Here is a 22,179-nt window from a genome sequence, read left to right on the forward strand (position 1 = left end):
ATTTGAGCTCTGCATGACTGTACCGCTCCTGATACTGGTTCTAAATCCACAGGAAGCACACTGAAAGGAAAGCTTGTTTTCAAGCCAATAATGCTTGTTTCCAGTACACTTCTTACAGAAGATTCCCTCCTGTATCCTTTGTTCCTTGATGAATGCAATACAGGAAGCCTCGTCTGGAAACCGATTAATGAAATTGATAATAGTCATGGTCAAAACCGTTTATTTTGACCTAATTTATAATGAGTTAAATGCTCTTTAAAGTAATTGTCACCAACTGTCAATAAGAACTTATTTGGTCACTGGTGTCATTGCGGATATACATAAAAAAAAAAAATAGTTTTAAAAAGTTAAAGACTTTTACCGGTATTTTTCTTTTTCGCAGCTAAAAGTCAGGCTGAAAATTGCCTATTATCTTAATTTGTAAATAAAAATGAGAAGAATTGTCTATTTAAACTTGTGTTTATTCATTCTTAGTATCTCATCCTGTAATTTTAATGACAGCAACTTAGAAAAGGATTACATTTATAGTTCTAATAAAATCCCAATAGGGTATATGGCAAACGGTCAAATAGTCATACCCAATAAAGATAAACTCATTGATTCTGAGGTGACTTTTCAAGGAAATAGAGGAAAGGTTATCACAGCAGAGGTTATCGGTAAACCAGAGAGTTTTAAGTATTTATTAACCGAGATTAAGTTTTTTAAGAAAAATGTTGACGGTATAAACTCAGTTAAAGTAGCATCTCTACTTTTTGGGGAAGATGATTTATTTAGATATGATGAATTGATGGCTAGTGGAGAACAGCATACATGTAATGGTGAATCTGATAGTGTTTTGTTGTATTGCTCATGTTGCAGTTTTAAATATGACGAGGATGATAGTTCCAAAATAATTGGTTGTAAATGTTGTCAGTTTGGTAGATGCCAACACACCGTAACTACCGATCCTGAACCTCCGGTTATTGGAGGAAGGAAGAATCCTATACTAAATTCAATTGTCATGCAAAATTTTGAAGGGATTTTAAAAATATGAATTTAAACTGCTTAAAAACACTGACTATCAGTATGGTGTCAGTGTTTTTATTCTTTTGCTGCAAATCCCCCTCAGATGAAAGCTTTGGGAAATATCATCTTCAGGTAAAGGAGCTTGAATTTCCATTACCAACGACTGCGTTTTATCCAACAAGTTCTTTGGTCTTTAACAATCAATTTTTTTTCTTGGACGCGAAAGGACAGCAAATTTTAGTTTATGACGATAGTTTTAGATTAGTTAATATTTGGCAAATAAAAGATCATTTTGTTGACCTAAATGAACGGTTCAACCAGATTTACAAATATGGTGAGGACCACTTTTTACTTTATTCATCTATGGAAAATAAGGGGATTGTGGGAGATCAAAGTTTTTCAGACATTAAATTGGTTGATTTCTCTTCTCATTCTGAACAGCTTTTGTTTCCTAATGGTAGTGATTTGCAACTGATAGAAAAGGAATTGGTATTACCTGCCCTTGATTACGAAAGAGGAAAAAGACTTTTAAAAATCGTTAGTATAGATCTAAATTCTGGAAAACGAAAAAACTTATTTGAGTTTAATGAACCTTTGTTATCTAAAATCCCAATTATGTTTTATACTCCTTCTATTATTCTACAAGATAATTTGTTGGAAGTTTATTTTCCGACATTAGATAAAGGGGAGATAATAAATATAGATGAAAATCAAAATGAAAAAATTGAAATTCTAGACAAATATTTTGGCGAAAATTTTGATTTGGATAAATTTAACTCAGATCCATTTTATTTATTTGATTTATCATTTTATTACTATTCTTTGAAAAAGAATAGTACTCTTATAAGGCTTAGGAATGAGAAGTTTAATTTTGATAAAAATAAGCCTATCATAAATTATATCTTAAACAGGGATAATCGGAGTGTCAATTTTAAAATCCCACTTCCAGACTCCTTATTTCACAAAACAGTAGCAGAAAACAAAGGGCATTATTATTTTATTAATTCAGATTTAACAAATAAAAAGGAAGGAATTGTTTATTTATCCGAATTTTCATTCGAATTAAAGTAAAGTTTATAGTTAAATGAGTGTGCGTTTAAAATTTTCCACCTTAAAGTAAGGTGGCATTTATAGACTTTATAAACCTCCCTTAAAATTATACCTCTCATTTTATACAACCTCACTGCCATCTCAATAAACTCCTTCTGATGGGCCGCCTTGGTGACTTCGATCAATTGCATTCGGGTGATTTTAGAATGCTAAATTAGGCAGATCGGGTGAAAGGGCAAAAAAGGAGGATTGGCTTGGAAGGATTAAAGCCGCAAAGACCACGAAGAAAGCGCAAAGTGAATTGTCAAGAATCACCTTACGAATACTAAGCTAAAACCAAATCCAAATGATCAATTCTCTCACTACCAAAATACATCCTCCAATCAAAAGGAAGTATATCAAAGCATTTCTTCGAAATTTGTCTAAATAATTAAACTTGTGAAAGCCTACTTTGTCAGAAAGAATAACCTTTCTGTATAAATAAACACCCAATCCAAATATGGCTAAGCCAACTAAAATCAACATTGCTTATCTAATATACTCTGGCTAAAATTATTAGATTTTCGGTCGTTACTCATAAATATCCTTTCGGTGCCCAATAGCAATTACCTCAATCAACAGGATTTTATCTTGGATTTCATAGATAACTCTATAGTCAGCGACTCGAATCCGATAGGCTTCTCGACCTTTCAGTTTCTTACAGCCATTTGGTCGAGGCGCATCTACCAAATCAAAAATTGCTGATTTTAAAGTTGAAAAATACGGTTCAGGAATCTTGGCAAGAGACTTTATCGCTGATTTCTTAATGGCGATCTGATACGTCACTATTTCTCTTTTCTAATAGCCTCTATCATTTCAAATGCATCTTCTATCGGAACGGAAGGATCTTTGGATTTTTTAGCCTCGTCATATAAACGTACATCCTCAATATCATCGAGTTGCTCCATCATCGCCTCAAAATCCTTAATTGGAAGGACAACTGATATTTTTTTACCAGTTCGGTCGGTGATGTATTTAGGATCAATAGTAAGCATAGCAGGAAGTTAACATTTTGAAATAGCAAATATCTAATCAGTACTATTTTTTTAACGATCAAATGCCTGAAAATAGTTTTCAATTTTTAACTCTGCTAGCTAATCAGCAAATCTAATCCCTACTCCTCCACCTCAGCATACAGATCAAACTCTGTTGCATCAGTCACTTTTACATTTACAAAGTCTCCAACTCGGCAATAGTATTTGGAAGCATCTATCAATACCTCGTTATCCACTTCCACTGAATCGTATTCTGTACGACCTACGAAGTGACCTCCTTCTTTTTTATCGATTAATACTTTGAAGGATTTTCCGATTTTCTCCTGATTCAGATCGTAAGAAATCTGCTCCTGAATCTCCATCAGATTATTTGCTCGCTCCTGCTTCACTTCCTGCGGAATGTTGTCTTCCATAGAAAAGGCATGCGTATTTTCCTCATGTGAATAAGTGAATACACCCAGACGTTCGAATTTCATCCGCTCCACGAAGTCAACCATTTCTTGGTATTCCTTCTCGCCTTCGCCCGGATGACCAGCGATCAGCGTAGTTCGGATAGCGATATCCGGCAAAATATCACGGATGCTATGGATTAAGTTCTCTTGCTTTTCACGGGTTGTACCTCGACGCATCGCTTTCAGCACATCTGTAGAACCATGTTGCAAAGGAATATCCAGGTAATTACAGATATTCTCACTCTCCTTCATCACCTCGATCACATCCATAGGAAAACCCGTAGGATAGGCATAATGAAGACGAATCCAGTCGATTCCATTTACATCAGATAGCCTGCGCATCAATTCAGCAAGGTTACGCTTCTTATAGATATCCAATCCGTAATAGGTAGAATCCTGAGCGATCAGCAGCAACTCCTTCGTGCCTCCGGCAGCTTTATGCTCCGCTTCTTTTACTAATTCCTCAATCGGACGGGAAATGTGTCCTCCGCGCATAATAGGTATCGCACAAAAAGAGCAAGGTCTATCACAACCTTCAGAAATCTTCATATAAGCGTAGTGCGAAGAGTGCGTCAATAAGCGCTCGCCCACCAATTCATGCTTGTAGTCTGCTTTGAATTTCTTCAAAATCGCTGGCAAATCCCTAGTACCAAAAAATGCATCAACCTGCGGAATTTCCTTTTCCAGATCATCTTTGTAGCGCTGCGATAGACAACCTGTCACATAGACTTTGTCCACCAAACCTTGGTCTTTGGCATCCACATACTGCAAAATAGTGTCGATTGACTCCTGCTTTGCATTGTCGATAAAACCGCAAGTATTGATAATGATGATGTTATTGTCATCCGTCCCCGACTCATGGCTAGCGTTGATTCCGTTACCTCGAAGCTGGGTGAGTAGCACCTCTGAATCGACTAGATTCTTGGAGCAACCCATGGTTACAATATTGACTTTGTCTTTTTTTAACGTTCTCGCTTTCACAGTTTTCCTACTTTTTGAGGCTGCAAAGGTAGACAAAAAAGTAGCTTCGCCCTTTTTTGAATTTAAAATTTGAGGATTTGAAATTTAAAATAACCACCTAGCGCAAGTCTCATGACTTGTGCTTACCACATTGCAGTCTTCAGACTGCTTTGATTAAAAGGCAGCTCTTTCCATTCTTGCACGTAAAAACTCTAAGGATTGGGGAATAATTCTTAACTAAACCTTCGAGGTTTTGGAAGCCTCAAAGGTTAAAAGAAATTGGCTGTGCCGGTGCGCCGTCGCGAGAACAAATCAAAATTCATGAATGACGGTGAAAGAAATTTCAGAATTCTAAATTCCCAAATTTTAAATTCTCTAATACCCCGTTATCTCTTTCAGCAACTCGAAAAAACCCTTCTTCCGCTCTGAATTGATCCCCCAGTCCACAGGAACGCTCTGGTAACCTTCCTCAAATCCCTCATCCTTCATACGATAATCAAAATATCCCCAGGAAGCATACGCTGAGACAGCTGCTGTGAAATTATTCAGTTCCTGATCGAAGTTGAAGTGATCATCTTCGTTGTAAACGATGGGTTGGTTCCTGTATCCACTCACTTTTCTAGTCGCTTCTACTTGCTCAATAATCTTGTTTGGATCCTTTACACCATTCCCATGTAGCAGAATAAAATCGGAAGCTTTCACCACATTTTCCTTTGGAACTGCACCTCCACCATAACTCGTACTCACCAGAAATCTAAACCCATTTTTATCCTTACTTTTCACCAACTCTATCAACTCATGAACCCGCTCAGGCTGGAGTATGTCATGATCGTAGCGAATATTAAATTCGTTATTCACCTCAATCAGCACATGTTGGTAATCTTTGCTATGAAGCCAGTCGATCACATTGCTCACTGCATTTATGACGGCAGCCTCGTCTGCTAGATTTTCATCCTGCCCAAAGTAAAACAACCCAAGTATTGGTGCCATTCCTAATTCATCTGCTTTATCCAATATTCTCTCTAGCCGAGCAAAATACTCAGGCATCAGCTCACCGCTTTCTGTATAAGCGGAATTGATCCAAGGCTGACTTTGGGAATAACCATACGGACTTCCACCTTGGAGATTTAGAGTAAAAGACAACAACCCATAAGATTTCCAAATCGGCATATTTGCTACGAACTCATCCGTGTTCCGGTCTGCATCCCAGGTCTTGGCATCTGGATAAGCCCAATTTTTTACCGTTTCCTCATTCAGATCATCAAATACCCCTTGAACCATTCTGGAATTCATCAGCAAACCTTCTATCTGATATCCATTCCAACTTCTTCCTGTATAAGTCAACTCCTCATTGATGAGAAATTTATCAGAAGAGATGCTAACAACCGTCTTAGGTGCTGTTTGGGTAAAAGCAATAATTGCTGAAAAAAGATAAATACAGCTTAAAAAGCCAAGTGACTTGAGTTTCATAAGTGATAAATTTTGGATCAACGTTAAGTCCACAATTTCCATTTTCTTTTGGACATCAGTCTATTAGAAGATGATTTTTTCACCTGCTTACGCCAATATTATCTAAAGATCACTTCCCACAACATAATGTTAAACTAAGCTTAATCATCTTCATGAGTTGGAGCAAATGCTTTTTTCTACTTTTGAGATGTACAGCAAACTTTTTAACTCCTTGCATTTATTTTTCGCCCCGATTTATGTCGGGGCCCTTTGCGAGGCGCCAAGTTTTATTTTTTTGGCAATTTACTTCCATGCTGTACCTTAGGAAGGAAATCCCAATTCCATGGAAACAACTGATCTGACTTCCCAAAAAATGACTTTTAATCGAAAAAACTACAGCGACGAAATTTTGCTGGAGCTATATGAGTCTTTACTTATGCCCAGACGAATTGAAGAGAAAATGCTGATTCTTTTACGCCAAGGCAAAATTTCCAAATGGTTTAGTGGCTGGGGACAGGAAGCAATTTCCATAGGCGTGGTAAACGCACTTCAAGCAGATGAATTCATACTTCCCATGCATAGAAATCTAGGGATTTTCACGGGGAGAAATATGCCATTGGAGCGACTTTTCGCGCAGTTTCAGGGTAAACTTTCCGGCTTTACCAAAGGTCGGGATCGCTCCTTTCACTTTGGGTCCATCGAGCATCATATCGTAGGGATGATCTCTCATCTCGGTCCTCAGTTGGCTATTGCAGATGGTATTGGGTTGGCAGATAAACTTTCGAAGGAAAAGAAAGTAACAGTTGTTTTTTCAGGGGATGGGGCTAGTTCGGAAGGGGATTTTCATGAGGGATTAAATGTGGCTTCTGTCTGGAAATTACCGGTGATTTTTGTGGTAGAGCATAATGGCTATGGGCTTTCCACGCCTAGCGAAGAGCAATTTGCATTCAATTATTTCACTGAAAAAGGCCCAGGCTATGGAATGGAAGCCATTCGCATTCAGGGAAACAATGTGCTCGAAGTATATGATCAGATCAAAACACTGGCTGAAGATGTGCGCCAAAACCCTCGCCCAATTCTCGTAGAAGCAATCACTTTTCGGATGAGAGGACACGAGGAAGCTTCTGGCACCAAGTACGTTCCAAAGCAATTGATGGAAGATTGGGCGAAACTAGATCCGGTAGAAAACTACGAGAGTTATCTAGAAGAGATAGGAGTTTTGGATGAAAAGACCAAGGAGAAAGTCAACAAGCGAATCAAAAAATCGATCAATGAGGCATTGGAAATTGCCTTTGCCGAAGAAAGTATTTCAGCAAACTTAGAAACAGAACTTAGTGACGTCTACGCACCATTTTCGCAGGAACTAATCTCTCCTGCTCCAAACTCTCCAAAATCCGAAAAACGGCTGGTAGATGCGATCTCTGATGGACTCCGTCAATCCATGGAAAAATATCCAAACCTCATTCTAATGGGTCAGGATATCGGCGAATACGGAGGAGTTTTCAAAATCACGGACGGATTCAAAACCCAATTCGGTGCCGACCGAGTTCGCAATACGCCTCTTTGCGAAAGCGCCATTATCGGAGCAGGATTGGGACTTTCCATCAAAGGCTACAAAGCCATGGTGGAAATGCAATTCGCCGACTTTGTCTCAGTAGGTTTCAACCAGATTGTAAACAACTTAGCCAAGATACATTACCGCTGGGGACAGCACGCCGATGTCGTGATCCGCATGCCAACCGGTGCTGGAATGGCCGCCGGACCTTTTCACTCCCAGTCCAATGAAGCTTGGTTTTTTCATACGCCAGGGGTGAAAATTGTCTACCCTTCAAATCCTTACGATGCCAAAGGCTTGCTCAATGCAGCTTTGGAAGATCCAAATCCCTACCTCTATTTTGAGCATAAGGGAATGTACCGATCCATCAGCGAAGAGATTCCTGATGACTATTTCACGGTAGAAATAGGCAAGGCTTCTTTGGCAAAAGAAGGGAGAAATGTATCGATCATCACCTATGGCATGGGCGTTCACTGGGCAATGAAAGCTAGTGAAGAACTGAATTTATCAGCTGATATTTTAGACTTGCGCACATTGCTACCTTGGGACAAAGAAGCTGTAAAAGCCACGGTGAAGAAGACGGGCAAAGTGATTTTCCTTCAGGAGGATTGCTTGACCGGAGGAATCGGCGCAGAGATTTGTGCATGGATTTCTGAGCATTGTTTTGAATATCTGGACGCTCCTGTAATGCGTGAAGGAAGTCTGGATACGCCGGTTCCTTTTGCGCCAAGTTTGGAAAAGCAGTTTCTGCCGGTGGAGCGATTTAAAGAAAAACTCAATCGATTAATTGAGTTTTAAGCTAACTCTAGGATTAGAGTTTTTAGTTGACTCACAAGAGGTATAAACTAAACACCATTTTCTAATCCAAATACACCAAAATCTACCTATGCCTTTGGCATAAAGCAGATTACTTGTAATTTTCACTGAATTACATAAACCACAGGTTTATCCTGTTTTTCAGATTACAACTTTCTCTAATCCTTTTCATTTCAATAATCCTTTTTAACCACCATTTCCTATGAGAAAAAACTACTTTATAGTTCTACTTCCCGCACTGTTCATCTTTTCTATATCAACCTCCAAAGCACAATCTTTTGTTGGAAGTACAGTTGATAATTATGCGGGAATTCAATCCGTGCTAATCAATCCTGCCAATTCCGCGGACTCTAGAATGAAGCTCGACATCAACCTATTTTCTGCCAGTGCTTTTGTGGGAAACGATTTCATCAGTGTGGATTTAAGTAATCTTAAAAACTTTACTGATGGTTTCGACTTTGATACTGATGCGGAAAAGAATCCAATGGACAACAACAATTTTTTTGGAAACGTGGACATCCTCGGTCCTTCTGCCCTTTTCAATCTCAATGAAAAAAGCAGCATCGCACTGACCACGAGGGCTCGGGGATTTTTCAATCTTCATAATATTGGTGGAGAACTTTACGAAGTAGCAAATAGTGGTGTTGATGTAGATAATTTCAATCTATCAATGAATAACTTGTCTGGTGTTGTTCATGCTTGGGCAGAATTTGGATTAACCTACGGCAGGGTAATTTGGGAGCAGGATAAGCATTTCTTAAAAGCAGGAGCTACGCTTAAATACCTAGCTGGGGCAGGTGGAGTATTTGGATTTAGCCCAAACTTATCGGCTAACTACAATTCAACCAGCGACGCACTCACTACGGGAGGAAATCTTAACTATGGCTATACCTCTGGATTTGATTCAGAAGAAATCAACTTTTCCGATGTCACTGGAGGTTTTGGGGCTGACTTAGGAGTGGTGTACGAATTCAGAGCTTCGGACGATTGGGATGAAAATCCTTACAAACTCAGAGTGGGACTTTCTGTGACTGACATTGGAGCGATCAACTACAGTGGCACGAGTAACTTTCGCTACGATATGAATGCAACCATCAATGCAAATGAATTTGAAGAAAAAGACTTAGAGGAAGTTCTTGCGGACAATTATCAAGGTTCAGAAACGATTGAAAAAACTAAGTTTGGACTTCCAACCGCGATTCAGGTTTTTGCAGATTACAGTATTACCAAACGCTTTTTCGTGAGTGCTCAGGGAGCTATTTCGGTCAAAAAAATTTCTGATATTCCTGTAAGCAATATTATCAATACTTTCTCAGTTACTCCTCGATTTGAAATGAAATGGATCAGCGTCTATAGCCCGATCAGTTTAAGACAATACGATTCCAGCGTTGCTTGGGGATTTGGTTTCCGGGCTGGTCCAGTAACCATAGGTTCCGGATCTATTCTAACAAATCTGATTTCTAGTTCCTCCAAAAGTGCAGATGTGTATGTAGGGTTAAAAATACCGCTTTACAAAGTATCTGCTCTCTAAAGTAAAAAAGGTCTGGGATTTCGAAATCCCAGACCTTTTTTACTTGCTCTATGACTTTTCCGCCGCAATTAGTGTCTCACTAACTGAAAAAAAATATAGTAACCTTGTAGTTTCGGTGCGTGAGACACGCACCGAGGCGCAAGTCCCAGACCTTTTTATTTTTCTGATTCTTTGACTTTTTTAAATCTGCGCCCTCAGCAAATCCAAAAACTTCCGATCCAGCTTCTCCCCATACCAGTCTTCGTAGTCCACATCTTTTCGGCCAGAGTTCATCACCCCAAAAGCTCCTGAGAATTCCCATATGCCAAAGCCAATTCCATTCTCCTTCAAAACTTTCAACACCTCACCGAACCAGCTTAGGAATACGTCGTGCGGAGTTTCATTATAGCAGCCACATTCACCACAGTGCACCCCTATTCCCTGATCGACCAACTCTTTCCAAGGAGCATAATACCTTCGGATTTCTTCTATGTCAAACGTTCTTTCGCCTTGCTTCAATGGCCAATCAACTGGTGGTACTGTTGACGGATCCTTGTAAACCCAACCCGCTTTGTAATGTGATATCGGGAATGGATGATACCCACGGCAACTTTGCGCCAGCTCCAAATCCGCCAACTCAGGCATGGCCGTACCTCCGCCCCCATTCCCATCAGCGATCACCAATCTGGACTTTTTCACAGATCTGATCGTATCTAACGCCGCTTCAGCCACTCTGTGATAATCGGCTATTTCTACTGGTCCACCCGGACTGTGCTGATCATTGGGATCTTCACGCTGATAGGGTTCATTGACCAGATCAAAGCTTAAGTTCTTCTTGGAGATTCCTTTGTAGCGATTTGCCCACATCTCCCAGTGCGCACAGAATGCATCCTGAGCTTCCTGATCTTTCCAAAGATTATAGGGTTCTACGAAACCCGCATTGATGCAAAATCCCGGGGCTCGATGGAGATTCAAACTCACATGCAATCCCTGAGAAATACAGCGCTCGACGAGTTCATCCACTTTCTCCAAACGACTTTCATCAAAATTCAATACCTCATCTGGCCGAATCGGACGAGAGCGATCGATATCTAAATAGCTAGGATAAGAAATAGGAATTCGGGCAAAATCAAATCCCCAATCGGCTATCCATTTCACATATTCTGGCTTGGTGGGCCTACCACGATCTGGATGATCTGAGAAAAAATCGAGTAGGTTAAAGCCTTTCCAGGCAGGTAGCTTGTTTTTGGATTTGGCTACTTCGGCTAAAGCAGGAAGTGAAGTACTTCCTGCCAAGCTAAGTCCTGCGCCTAGCAAAGCAGATTTCTTAAGAAAATCCCTGCGGGAATCTGAGGTATTCATGGGTTAGTTATAGGTTTGACATCATTAAGATACTAAAGTCAACCAATCCTACAGAAGACAATACATAGATGGTTTCTTCTTTATTTTACAGGGATTCAGAAAACAAAACCACCTCTTTTTCACGTATGCATAACTAACTCTCTACTTATGCGAAAATACCTATTCATTCTTTTACTTCTGATCAGCACAACAAGCTTGCATGCTCAATTCTTTATAGCTGGTGGACATCTCAATGGAGGCTTGCCTGTTTCGAAACTGAAGAAAGAAGTGGACAAAACTTTCTTCCCAACTCTCAGTGGGATCTTACTCTATGAACTCTATAATCAGCCAATACAACTGGGATTGGAAGTTGCGTATGGCATTTACGGAACCAAAGTAGAAAAGCGGAACGACCTGTATCCAGGGTATACAGATGAATTTCGCCTGAGAAGAAACAACAATTACACCTCAGGAATGGCGGTTTTTAGATACTTGCCTTCCCTCACGAGCAAAGTTACTCCCTTCATAGAGATTCAAGCAGGTGCTAACTATCTCTATTCAAGATTTAAAATTCGGGCATCTATTTTTGAAGAAGTATTTGAAGCAGGAAAAGACATGCAAGATTGGGCTTTTGCCTATAAAATCGGCGGGGGAGTTCAATTTCCACTTCCGGGAATAGATGGGGGAAAACTGGAGCTGAGAGTCACTTACCAAGACGGAGGAACTATGCGATTTCTAACCAGAGGCGATACCAATTATTTGCCTAATAAAGGTGATGGTGAATTTGAATATAAACCTCGGAATAGTCCGCTGCAGCTTATTAACGCTTCAGTGGGGATTGTAGTTTATGATGCGTTTAGGTGAAAAATCACTTATATATCCTCTCTCGTATAAACTGCTCATCGATTTCCATCTTTTTATCTGGCTTCTCGTCTACTAAACGATGAAAAACCAACTTCCCCCTGTTTTGCTTGGTAAGATTTACTGAGTCACTTTTTATGCTGCTTTGCTTGATTATTTCTACTGATTTAAGGTAGGATCTTCCTTCAATTTTAAAATAATCTACTCGGAAACTCACATTACCTCTTGTGTAAGATTGCATTAAATTCCCCTCTTCCTTATAGGGAGAAACCACTTCTATACTTCTGATGTGATTGGTATTTCGATCTATATCGAAAGACACCTTATAGCCATCGGACTCTTTGGTAACCTTTACAAAAGTTTCTTCACCGATAGCATATAAATCCTCAAAGAACCATTCGCCAGTAAAAACCATCTTGGAATCGATAAACAATGCTTTCTCTAAGGTGTTTTTTAATGTAAGAAATTGTATAAAGTAAGTATCATCACCTTCAGGCTTGCCAAATGGAAAAGTAAAGTGCACCATTTCAGCTACGGTGATAAGTGAATATTTTTGGTTTCCTTTCAGCTCATTTACTTTGATCAAATAAGCTTTATCATTCCTTATGTGCTTATTTTTTCCCTTGGCACTTCGAAAACCCTGTGCCTCCATCAAAATATCCATCGCATACGCAAAAGTAGTTTCTTCATCCTCAATAACTTCTTCCTCGTAAGTAGCAAGCCCTATGTAATCTTTGGTATAGAAAGTTATATCGGCAAGGTCGATCGTATTCCGCAAAAACTCTTGTGGAGATATACCGATATCAATCACATTAAACTCATCCAACTGTATTTCCGACTCTTTGAGAAGAATTTGATTAGTCTGACTAGAATTAAGCTCAGATATTGGGATAATTGCTGCCTGAAATCCTATAAAGGAAATAATCAATCGACCACCTGAATTCTCTGGTTGGATCCGGATTTCACAGCGACCATCTACACCTGAAACTGCTCCATTCAGCGTTCCCTCTACCTGCACATGAGCATAGGCGATAGGATTATTTGTGTCGTAAGAACGTATAGAAAATGAATACGATTGGCCAAAAATCTCTGGACTTACAAAAAGACAAATCAGTAGTATCCACACAAAAATCTCACGCATTAATAATTCAGTTTAAACTTATACACCACTATTTCCTCATTATCAGGATTGTCCAAAGAGCCATCCGCATAGTAATAGTCCCCAATTTTACCGATTACGCTAAAGAAGTTAGGAACTTCAACGTCTCCTACAAGACGCTTTTGGTGATAAACCTGCATGCGTTGTGGGTTAGTTCCCAGCTCGAAGGAATTGGGATCAGGGTTACCAGCAGTGTAAGTTCTGAAAACCAATTCATCTTCAGGGATTACTTTAATGTATTTGTAAAATCCCTTTTGAGTTTGATTAATCCGCCAGTAATCCTCCCAATCTTCTACCGTACTAACTTCCCGGTAGCTTTGATCCATACCGACTCCTTTGTTTCCAAAGGCCTCCTGAACTTCAAAATCCTCATTCAGAATATAGATAAGCGAATCTGGCTCGAAGCTGATATAAATTTCCTCTGCCAAAAAATCATGGAAGTAATAATCGAAATGGGGTAAATAACTGTAGTTCTGATAAATCGCAGGCCTTTTACCCAACAACTCTACCACCTTGCCTGTATTTAGATCTACCTTGCCATAAAGCGGAGCTTTCTCATAATACTCCTTGTGCATTACAAAATTGAACCCTGGGTTTGAGGATTCAATTTTTGTATATAGAAATCCATCTCTGACTTCCAGTTGATTTCCCCAATATTTCACCTCATATATTCCAATATCATCTACTTTAGGATTTGATTCAACTTCTTTTATATCACTTGAATGACTGAAGTCCAATAGTGTTCTATTCAAAAGACTGTTTGATTCATTGAATTCAAACAAAGTCCATCCATTCATAAAATATTTCCTCCCTTTATAACTAGTATAGGTCTGAAAAACAGGTATCTCTGATGGACCTTCTCCATTAGAAATTGGGATTCGCAAAAACTCACCATCTTTATTGAATTCAATAACCTGCATAGAGAGGCGATCCAAAAAAAGTAGCTTATCCTCCTCAAGCTCTACTGATCCTTTACCAACAAAACCTTCATAGTTAAACTGGACTTGCTCCAATTCTAAGTTTGTGATAACAATATTTTTTAGCAGCTGGGGGTTAGTAGCTGAGGAAAGTTCATCTGGCTTTTGCGGGCTACAGCCAAAAAATATAAATAGTATAAAAATATAATTTAAGCGCATATGCTAAATTGGATAGTCAATTAGATACTTTTTTCCTTAGCTATTAAATTCAAAACAAGAAAGTAAACCCCACTGTTTTTAATCTATTAGTTTTTAACTAAGAAAGCAAATCAAAAAAAGTTAATCTTCATGGAAAAGTTTGAGTTCATAAGTTAAAAAATCTAATTACTTATTTACACTCAGTATTACAATTTACTCCTCCACTAACCTAATCTTATAAAACAGATTATAATCCCGCTCTACTTCTCCGTCGGCTGCTTTGATGATTAGCGTACCATCTGGCAAACCAAGATTTACCGATCCTGCCACCGGGAACTCATTCAGAATTCCGATTTGACGATCTCCTTTCACGACAATATTCCGCAGTTTTCTATACTTAATCATGGCATCTCTATATTCTGGATCTGATTGGAAATTCTCGCCTTTGGCTCTAAAGCCATTATACACATCCTCAGGCATAGCTGTATAGAACTGCACTAATTGGTATTCACCAAACGCTTTGATATCAGCGAAACCAGGATAAATCATCCCTTCTTTTTCTGAATCTGCCTCATGCCCTTCTCTATCTGGATGACTTAATTCTACTCCTGTTTCATATATTAGTTCGTAACCATCCAACCTGTACAAGCCCATTTGATTTCCTTTTACTGGCAAAGAAGCTACTTTTCTTGTTTTGGGATTGAAGCTCAAGAATGGATAACTCTCACCAACCCATTTTTGGATTTTCTTGGGCTCCCAATCCTCCGGATAAGTATTTACATAAGTTATTGAATCCTGATCCAGATCATAAATAAATCCAGTATTCGCTTGGTTATAAAAATCCGCTCCAATCTTCTCATGATCAATAGCTGCTTTGGAAAAGGAATTAGGCTCCTCACCTACTATAAATGATTTTCCCTCTTCTTCAAAAACAGAAAATGACTGCTTGTAATTATATATGGAGAGGGAATTCAATTCAACAAGGGTACCATCAAATTTCTTGATCTTTTTGAAATCCAAATTATATAAACTAAAATCCATCGTGCCAGAAAACTCCTTAAAAATATAGCCCTCCTCACCATAAAATCGGCCCTCAGCCACCATTTGAATCTGGTCAGGGCCTTCACCGGCTATATCACGATTGTCAATAATCTCCCCTTCCCCATTCACTAAGAAAATGTTTCCCTTTCTAAGTTCCTTCATCAGATATAAGTCCTTAGATGGTAAATAGTCTAGGACCGCTAACATTTCCAGCGCATCAACCATAATAGAATCCACAACCTCAAACTGAAGTTCTTGAGTTGGGTTAGCTGGAGTTGAAGTGGTTTCTTTTTCGGAGCAAGATAAAAATAGGCTTGCAAAAAGTGTGGTAAGGATCAAAAAAGGAGATTTAGTCATGGTTATGATTTAAGGTTTTAAGTTAGTCGAGAAAGGTGGGGATTATAGGACAATGACTTGCATAAAAAACAATCATCCCCGTGATTTTAAAAATTTATCTTAAAATCACGGGGGTAAGGTTTTAGTTTTAAATCATAGTACAATTAAGATCCAAAACCTTTAATGCGGTGGATAGAGACTTTACCTGCAGAATCTTCGAGGAGATTCCTCCTCCCTCGTCGTCAGAATGACACCTCAACAATTATCCGCTGCGCCACCTCGCCGCCGCGAGAAAACTCTGAAAAACCACTTGCGCCCTTGCGCCTTGGCGGGAGCTATCTTTTCTAAGATGGGTTTTTTCCACAACAGCACCGGCAACACCCAAAACACCCCAATCATACTGAAAATCAATCCTCCAATCGTGCCAATAGCCAGAGAGAACCAGAAAATCTCATTTTGACCTTCTATGATAAAAGGAATCAATCCGAAACAAGTGGACAAAATCGTGAGCAAAATTGGAATAGCTTTGCCAGCTACAGATTTGAGGACATTTCGATTATAAAGCCCTTGACTTCTATTGTTCAGATCATTGACGATAAAGATCCCGGCATTCACAGCCAAACCTCCCAGCATCACAAAGGCTGCATAACCGCCCTGATCAAAGTAAAAATCGAATAGTGAGAAGATCAGAAATAGCCCAATGAAACTGATCGGGATGATCGCAATGATATAAACCGGCTGCTTGAGGTTCTCAAACAATACCGAGCAAATCATAAATATCCCAATGATCAGCAAGCCCAATAAGCCATACTGACGCTTTTGCTGATCATAATTCCAGCTATACGAATCCTTTTTTGCCTCATAGCCTATCGGCATGGACACTTTCATTTCTTCAAGAACCTCATCCAGATATTCATCACCAAACTTTCTCGAACCCATGTATTCAAAAGCTACTATCCGGATGTATTGTCTATTTTCCTTGTGAAGTGAATTTGTAGTCGTTTCCTTGGTCAGTGTACCATAATCAGAGACTTTGTAGATTTTATTTTCTCCTCCGATCAGTCCTTTCTGCTCCATATCAAATTTACTGAAGTCAGCAGCCTTACGTTCTCTAATCATCAAACCGTAGTTTTTCTCTTCCAACGTCAGAATTGTCGATGCTCTCTGTGGTTTGGACATATCCTGCAAAGCGGTCAAAACCTCGTACTGATTCGTCTGCCCCAGCGCCATTCTATTCTGATCTAAGCGAAGTACATATTCCTCAGTTTTTTGCTCTCCGTAGCCAGCCCGTTCGTTTGTTTTTACTTCCTGAATTCTCTTGTGAAGCAAAAGCTTTTCTGCCAAAACATTGGCTTGCCGCTCCAATTCATCAAAATTGTAGCCTTTCATTTTCACTCTATAGCTAGGAATCTGATCGCTGGAACCTCCTGTATAAAACCCTTGTCCCACGCCGTAAATATTCCACTGAGCGCCAGACCAATCGGTTGATTTTACAGAGAGTTTCCCTTTCAGCTGATAGGGTAAAGCTCCATTTTCATAGGCTTCATCAAAGGTAATTTCTATACTTCCCTGCTGTCCACTATACACTGAAGTCACAAACTGATCTATGCCCTGCACATCATCCAAATAGGATTCAAACTCCCGCATGATAAAATCCATCTGTTCCAAGGTATTTCCAAATGGCAGTCGACAATACACATAAAGTTTCGTCTTGGCTGCCTCACGATAGCCACTTTTTTCATACACTCCACGCACAAACATCCGCATGGAACCTCCGAGAGCTTTATCTACATAGGGTCTGATTTCCTCCTGATAGAAAGTATTTCCCACAGTTTTGTTATACCACTCATGCTCATCCCATTTGGCAGGGAGAAAAAATATAGGAGTCCCAAAAAGCAAAATAAGGAAGGTGATAAATGTCTTTCTGTATTTGGCCGTCCAGGCTATACTTCTTTCATAGTTTCTCAAATACTTGACGCGCTTCCGCAACTTAGGAAGAGTCAATTTTCTGCCTTGCTTCACCGATTCTTTGAACATCACCTGATAAAATGCAGGAGTAAATACCAAGGCAATCAAAAGCGAAATACCCAACATTACCGAAACCACAATGGAAAATTCCGTAAGGTTTTTGCGGTCTTCCTCTGGCAGGAAAAAGACAATCATCAATGCCGCAATAGTAGTCAGAGAAGCTGCCAAAAGTGCCAGAAATACTCTCCTATTTTTATGTTTATGCAAATGATCAATCATGATTATCGCATTATCCACGATCAACCCAAAACTAATCGTCAATCCTGCCAACGAATACATGTGGATATCTACTTTGAGGAAATAAAGCACAATGGCACAAAGGCTCAGATTTGCCAAAATCCCTAAAAACAGGATACTCAGGTACTTGATATTTCTATTGATGAGAAAAATGAAAACCACTAAAATCAGGATAGAAAGTCCCGACCTTTTATAGATTTTATTCAGTTCCTTCTCTAAGTATTCCGTGTCGTCGTTTTCCAAACGCACCTCAAACCCAGCTGGAAGTGATTTCCCAGCGTCCTCAATTGCCAATTTCAGTTGTTGCGCCAGCAGGACTTTATTGACTCCATCGCGGTTGTACACGGTAAGCGTTACCGAATTATTCCCATTAATCCTGTAGTATCTGGTCGCCTCAGCTTCTTCTAAGGTCATGCTTGCTACATCACGAAGTCGAACTTCTTTTCCGCCAATTTCGCTAATGACCAAGTTTTCCAGCTGATCCTTGTCCTGAAGTGAGCGGTCCACCTGTACGAAGAGTGTCTGCCCTTCATTGTTCATCACCGCCCCGGGGAATGTCAGCCCAAATGCGCTCTGAATGCTATTGGCCAGCTGATTTCTAGTGACACCAAAAGACTGCATCTTTTGAATATCGTAAGTGACATAAAGCTGCAAATTATTTGCGCCCAGCACTTCCACTAGTTCTACTTCTTCGTAGCGCGTCAGGGCTGGCTTAAGGATATCCTCCGCTATTTTCTTGATTTCAAAAGATGCAAATGGCCCATTTACGCTGTAGGTCAAAATCGGGGATTTCTCCTGCGAACTAGTCTGGGAAGATTGCGAAACCGAGGGATACCCTACCCGCTGATCCATCTGTGGATAAATCTGCCGAATCATGGCGGAGATCTCAAACTTCTTCATTTCCATATCAGCCTTCTTGTCAAAAGTCAGCGTGATGGAACCACTATTATAATTGGAACTAGAATTGATTTCCTTCAGCTCAGTTAATCTGGAGAAAGCACCTTCTAAGGGAGAAGTCGCCAGTTTCTCCACGATTTCCGGTGAAGCATTTGGTATGCTATATCTCACCGACAATATTGGTGATCTGGCTCTGGGATTGAGATCTACCGAAAGCATAGGAATCACTGCAAACCCAAGGATGGAAACGACTACGAAGACTATCAGTATTCTGAATGGAGTCATATTATGCCGTTTTCAGTGATTTCTTAGAAACTGTAAACCAGTAAGCCAAAGGCACAAAATACAATGCGGTAAGTGTACCGATAGTCAAACCTCCTATCACAGCAAAGACCAAAGGTCGCTGCAAATCAGCGCCCAAACCGCTGCTAAATACGATTGGGATCAGTGCCAAAATAGTCGTAATGGAAGTCATCAAAATCGGCTTTAGACGAATCTGACCAGCTTTATGAAGTGCCATTTCCAGGGCTTGTGCAGCTGAAATATCATCCGACTCCACATAAGTTGACCGAAGTCGGTTGATGGTATCGATCTTCAAAATCGCATCATTTACCATGATTCCTAGCATCACTACCAAGCCAATGGCAGACATCACATTCAGCGAAGCTCCGAAAACCCATAAGATCAAAAATGCTCCACCGATTCCCAGCGGAAGGGTAAATACCACTATCAATGGCTGGATAAAACTTTCAAATTGCGCTGCCAAAATAAAGTAAAGTAGCAAGACCGAAATCAAGAGGATACCAATCAACTGTCGGATATTTTCTTTGTCTTTGAAATACTGTCCTACCACAGTTACTCCTAGGTTTTTATCCTGTCCCCAGCGATTGTAAGCACTCACATTCTCATCAGGATTCTCAGCGGTCACATTCAGCGATTGATAAATCCCGCCCTTGTCCGCAGTGACATATTTGTAATGATCCTCGTATCCATATTCTATAAATTCCCCAAGAATGTAGGAAGTTGTATCCGAAGCCACGACTCTGGTATTCCGAAGAATATCTTCAAATCGCGCATTTGGCTCCTTCAATCGGATCGGCGTGATCTCTCCAAAACGCCGTATATCGGTAATCGTATAACTTCCAAATAACCTGGAAATCTGAGTTTGGATAGCATCCACAGGGATTTGATAAGTAGCCATTTTATCAGCCCGAAGTGTGAAAATCACTGAGGCTTCTTTCATCAAACCAGGTCCCCGCTCCCACTCTTGTGTGGGGAATTGACTAAGCCAAGGATCCATTTTATCCTCGGGAACTGGCTCCTTGGATGCCAGATCTTTCCATCTCACCTCGTAAAATGGCATGTCAGAACTGAACAACTGATCAAATGCATTTGGCGCATCGCCCAGTGTAAAGGATGCTTCCGGATAATTCTTTTTCAGATTCGCTTCGAGTTCCTTGATCGCTTCTTCCTTTTCTTCTACAGATGGGAAAAGAAAATAGAGTAAGGACTGCTGAATAGAGTTTTCCCCATCGAATAGCAAAAACTGCTTCACTCCCACATCCGCCTCTGCCTGGTCGTATTTGCCTTCCATGGTTTTCAAAAGCGTGAGTACACGGTCTCTATTTTCAGAAGCCGAAATCGGTTCAGACCAATCCACATCAAGCGTCGCATCCAGCTTTTCTATTTCGGGTAAACCTGTCGTTTTTAACAGCAGGCTAACTCCCAAACCAAGTGGAATCAGTAACATAAAGATGAACATCGCGATCTTTCTATTGCCAGTAATTTTGCGATAGCCAAACTCATACAATCCAAGAACTTTGGTGAAAAACGCTCCCTCTCCATCATCGTATGCTTTTTTGCTTTTGGAGAAAAAGAGAAAATAAAGCATTGGTAGCAGGATAAAAGCTACTGCCAACGAAACCGAGAGAATCGCCGTCACCGCCACTGCCTGATCAAAAAACAAAGCACCAGAGATCCCGCTCAAAAACACCAGCGGAACAAATACGGCCAACGTAGTCAAAACAGAACTAATCAGCGCTCCCATCACCTCATCCACACCTTCCACACAAGCTTCGAAAATAGACAAACCACTTTCCCGCTTCCGGGTAATATTATCCAAAACAATGATGGCATTGTCAATCAGCATCCCGATCCCAAGTGCCAAACCTGAGAGGGAAATGATATTGATCGAAAGATCGAAAAAGTAGAAAATAAGAAAAGAAATCAGCAAGGAAGACGGCAAACTCACGCCAATAATCAGCGGCAATCTGTAATCTTTCATAAAGAGAAATAGCACTGCAAAAGCGAAAACCCCACCAAAAAGTAAAGACGTTTCCAAGTTGGAAATCGCAGCATTAAGGAGATTTGACTGATCTTGAGTGATCTCAAAATCCACCTGTGGATAATCCTCCTTGAACAATTCTATCGCTTCTTTAAGTGCAGGGATCAGTTCATTCATTTTGGCTGAAGCCTGCTTGTGAACGGTAATTACCAGACTTTCCTGTGTTCCAAAAAGGTGATATCCCAGCGTTTCCTGCGTCTCATAACTTACTTCGGCAAGTTTTCCCAAAGGAATGATCACGCCTGAAGATGCTGCTACCGGTAAGCTTTCTATGTCTTTTGGTGTGTCAACACGGGTAGCCAGACGAAGGTAGTAGCGGAACTGCCCGTCTTTTACGGAGATACCTGGAAGTTCAGAATTACCGGATTGAATGGCGGAAATCACATTTTGCTGCGTCATTCCGAGTGCGGACAAAGCCTCTTCATTTGGCTTTACTGTGATGATTCGGTCCTTTTTACCATTGATATCCACCAGAGAAACTCCGGGAAGCTGCTCAATCCTTTTCTTGAGGACATTTTCAGCCAGCAAACTCACTTCTACTTCATCCGCTCCTTCTTTTGGCACCACCTGCACACGGGCCACGGGAATATCTGAAGTATTGATTCGGATGACTTCAGGACGTCCAAGGTCTTGGGGAAGCCCATTTGTCAATCGGTCTATTTTCTCATTGACATCGATGTAAGCCAACTCCATTTGCGTGCTGTAGTCGAAGGTCAATCGTATCGTTCCAACTTCAGAACCGGCTTTGGAATCCATTTCCTCGAGGCCGTTCAGCGTGATCAATCCTTCCCGGATTGGACTGAGGACATTTTGCTCGATAGCTTCAGGAGAAGCATTGGGATAACTGACCTTCACCACTATTTGTGGCACATCGATCGGTGGCAAAAGCGAAATTGGCAGTGTGCGTAGGACGATGAAGGCAAATACCATCAGCGCCATAAAAGTCATAAAAACTGCAATAGGCCGGGCCAGTAAAAATCTAACCATGG

Annotated in this window: 15 protein-coding genes and 1 pseudogene; 5 read left to right on the top strand and 11 right to left on the bottom strand. The window is 40.3% G+C overall.

All coding sequences use genetic code 11. From position 1 onward, the window contains the following. Positions 1-207: pseudogene (locus tag LV83_RS17345) on the bottom strand (IS1595 family transposase); the annotation flags it as partial. Between the two features lie 346 nt (positions 208-553). On the opposite strand from LV83_RS17345, the gene LV83_RS17350 reads away from it, so the two are divergent. Both LV83_RS17350 and LV83_RS17355 read left to right on the top strand, forming a co-directional pair. Continuing rightward, positions 554-1,033, top strand: a complete 480-nt coding sequence (locus LV83_RS17350) for a hypothetical protein (protein WP_111612833.1) — start codon at positions 554-556, stop codon at positions 1,031-1,033. Further along, positions 1,030-2,076 carry a hypothetical protein gene (locus tag LV83_RS17355; RefSeq protein WP_111612834.1) on the top strand — a complete coding sequence of 349 codons (1,047 nt, stop codon included), beginning with the start codon at positions 1,030-1,032 and terminating at the stop codon, positions 2,074-2,076. Before LV83_RS17350 ends, LV83_RS17355 begins: the two co-directional genes overlap by 4 nt. 549 nt (positions 2,077-2,625) lie before the next feature. Here LV83_RS17355 and LV83_RS17370 read toward each other — a convergent pair. The 4 genes from LV83_RS17370 to LV83_RS17385 all read right to left on the bottom strand — a co-directional run bounded on the left by LV83_RS17370 (position 2,626) and on the right by LV83_RS17385 (position 5,971). Then, entirely contained in the window at positions 2,626-2,880 is a 255-nt protein-coding gene (locus LV83_RS17370) for a type II toxin-antitoxin system RelE family toxin (RefSeq protein WP_211320498.1), read from the bottom strand. Next, on the bottom strand, positions 2,880-3,089 hold the full coding sequence (locus tag LV83_RS17375; RefSeq protein ID WP_111612838.1) for a hypothetical protein: 210 nt from the start codon (positions 3,087-3,089) through the stop codon (positions 2,880-2,882). The genes LV83_RS17370 and LV83_RS17375 overlap by 1 nt, the downstream gene beginning before the upstream one ends. Before the next feature lie 119 nt (positions 3,090-3,208). Next, positions 3,209-4,522, bottom strand: coding sequence for a 30S ribosomal protein S12 methylthiotransferase RimO (rimO, locus tag LV83_RS17380; protein ID WP_111612935.1), 1,314 nt, complete (start codon positions 4,520-4,522; stop codon positions 3,209-3,211). Positions 4,523-4,876: 354 nt separating this feature from the next. Then, entirely contained in the window at positions 4,877-5,971 is a 1,095-nt protein-coding gene (locus LV83_RS17385; RefSeq protein ID WP_211320499.1) for a hypothetical protein, read from the bottom strand. A 322-nt stretch (positions 5,972-6,293) separates the two neighbouring features. Between LV83_RS17385 and LV83_RS17390 the strand changes: the two genes are divergently transcribed. Next, positions 6,294-8,303: an alpha-ketoacid dehydrogenase subunit alpha/beta gene (locus LV83_RS17390; protein WP_111612839.1), complete on the top strand. Its 2,010-nt coding sequence runs from the start codon at positions 6,294-6,296 to the stop codon at positions 8,301-8,303. A gap of 220 nt (positions 8,304-8,523) precedes the next feature. Then, complete coding sequence (locus LV83_RS17395) at positions 8,524-9,852, top strand: DUF5723 family protein (RefSeq protein WP_111612840.1); 1,329 nt, start codon at positions 8,524-8,526, stop codon at positions 9,850-9,852. A gap of 180 nt (positions 9,853-10,032) precedes the next feature. On the opposite strand, the gene LV83_RS17400 is transcribed toward LV83_RS17395, so the two are convergent. Further along, positions 10,033-11,193, bottom strand: a complete 1,161-nt coding sequence (locus LV83_RS17400; protein WP_111612841.1) for a glycoside hydrolase family 5 protein — start codon at positions 11,191-11,193, stop codon at positions 10,033-10,035. Between the two features lie 147 nt (positions 11,194-11,340). On the opposite strand from LV83_RS17400, the gene LV83_RS17405 reads away from it, so the two are divergent. Then, the gene (locus tag LV83_RS17405; protein WP_111612842.1) at positions 11,341-12,036 is read left to right on the top strand and encodes a hypothetical protein; all 696 of its coding nucleotides are present in this window, start codon (positions 11,341-11,343) and stop codon (positions 12,034-12,036) included. Between the two features lie 4 nt (positions 12,037-12,040). Here LV83_RS17405 and LV83_RS17410 read toward each other — a convergent pair whose 3' ends face one another. The 5 genes from LV83_RS17410 to LV83_RS17430 all read right to left on the bottom strand — a co-directional run bounded on the left by LV83_RS17410 (position 12,041) and on the right by LV83_RS17430 (position 22,177). Beyond that, complete coding sequence (locus LV83_RS17410) at positions 12,041-13,174, bottom strand: carboxypeptidase-like regulatory domain-containing protein (protein ID WP_111612843.1); 1,134 nt, start codon at positions 13,172-13,174, stop codon at positions 12,041-12,043. Beyond that, positions 13,174-14,328 carry a hypothetical protein gene (locus tag LV83_RS17415; RefSeq protein WP_111612844.1) on the bottom strand — a complete coding sequence of 385 codons (1,155 nt, stop codon included), beginning with the start codon at positions 14,326-14,328 and terminating at the stop codon, positions 13,174-13,176. The genes LV83_RS17410 and LV83_RS17415 overlap by 1 nt, the downstream gene beginning before the upstream one ends. A gap of 192 nt (positions 14,329-14,520) precedes the next feature. Continuing rightward, a complete protein-coding gene (locus LV83_RS17420) occupies positions 14,521-15,705 on the bottom strand; it encodes a hypothetical protein (RefSeq protein ID WP_111612845.1) in 1,185 nt (394 codons plus the stop codon). A 234-nt stretch (positions 15,706-15,939) separates the two neighbouring features. Continuing rightward, positions 15,940-19,131 (bottom strand): efflux RND transporter permease subunit, encoded by a 3,192-nt coding sequence (locus tag LV83_RS17425; RefSeq protein ID WP_111612846.1) that lies wholly within the window; start codon positions 19,129-19,131, stop codon positions 15,940-15,942. Between the two features lies 1 nt (position 19,132). Then, positions 19,133-22,177 carry an efflux RND transporter permease subunit gene (locus tag LV83_RS17430; RefSeq protein ID WP_111612847.1) on the bottom strand — a complete coding sequence of 1,015 codons (3,045 nt, stop codon included), beginning with the start codon at positions 22,175-22,177 and terminating at the stop codon, positions 19,133-19,135. Between the last annotated feature and the right edge of the window lie 2 nt (positions 22,178-22,179).

It is taken from the genome of Algoriphagus yeomjeoni, from assembly GCF_003259505.1.
In the GTDB taxonomy this organism is placed as follows: Bacteria; Bacteroidota; Bacteroidia; order Cytophagales; family Cyclobacteriaceae; genus Algoriphagus; species Algoriphagus yeomjeoni.

Excerpts from the sequence above, each read along its gene's own strand:
- LV83_RS17415 (WP_111612844.1), bottom strand. The coding sequence starts at position 14,328 with ATGCGCTTAAATTATATTTTTATACTATTTATATTTTTTGGCTGTAGC.
- LV83_RS17420 (WP_111612845.1), bottom strand. The coding sequence starts at position 15,705 with ATGACTAAATCTCCTTTTTTGATCCTTACCACACTTTTTGCAAGCCTA.
- LV83_RS17400 (WP_111612841.1), bottom strand. The coding sequence starts at position 11,193 with ATGAATACCTCAGATTCCCGCAGGGATTTTCTTAAGAAATCTGCTTTG.
- LV83_RS17350 (WP_111612833.1), top strand. The coding sequence starts at position 554 with ATGGCAAACGGTCAAATAGTCATACCCAATAAAGATAAACTCATTGAT.
- LV83_RS17390 (WP_111612839.1), top strand. The coding sequence starts at position 6,294 with ATGGAAACAACTGATCTGACTTCCCAAAAAATGACTTTTAATCGAAAA.
- LV83_RS17375 (WP_111612838.1), bottom strand. The coding sequence starts at position 3,089 with ATGCTTACTATTGATCCTAAATACATCACCGACCGAACTGGTAAAAAA.
- LV83_RS17395 (WP_111612840.1), top strand. The coding sequence starts at position 8,524 with ATGAGAAAAAACTACTTTATAGTTCTACTTCCCGCACTGTTCATCTTT.
- LV83_RS17410 (WP_111612843.1), bottom strand. The coding sequence starts at position 13,174 with ATGCGTGAGATTTTTGTGTGGATACTACTGATTTGTCTTTTTGTAAGT.
- LV83_RS17430 (WP_111612847.1), bottom strand. The coding sequence starts at position 22,177 with ATGGTTAGATTTTTACTGGCCCGGCCTATTGCAGTTTTTATGACTTTT.
- LV83_RS17405 (WP_111612842.1), top strand. The coding sequence starts at position 11,341 with ATGCGAAAATACCTATTCATTCTTTTACTTCTGATCAGCACAACAAGC.
- LV83_RS17385 (WP_211320499.1), bottom strand. The coding sequence starts at position 5,971 with ATGAAACTCAAGTCACTTGGCTTTTTAAGCTGTATTTATCTTTTTTCA.
- LV83_RS17425 (WP_111612846.1), bottom strand. The coding sequence starts at position 19,131 with ATGACTCCATTCAGAATACTGATAGTCTTCGTAGTCGTTTCCATCCTT.
- LV83_RS17355 (WP_111612834.1), top strand. The coding sequence starts at position 1,030 with ATGAATTTAAACTGCTTAAAAACACTGACTATCAGTATGGTGTCAGTG.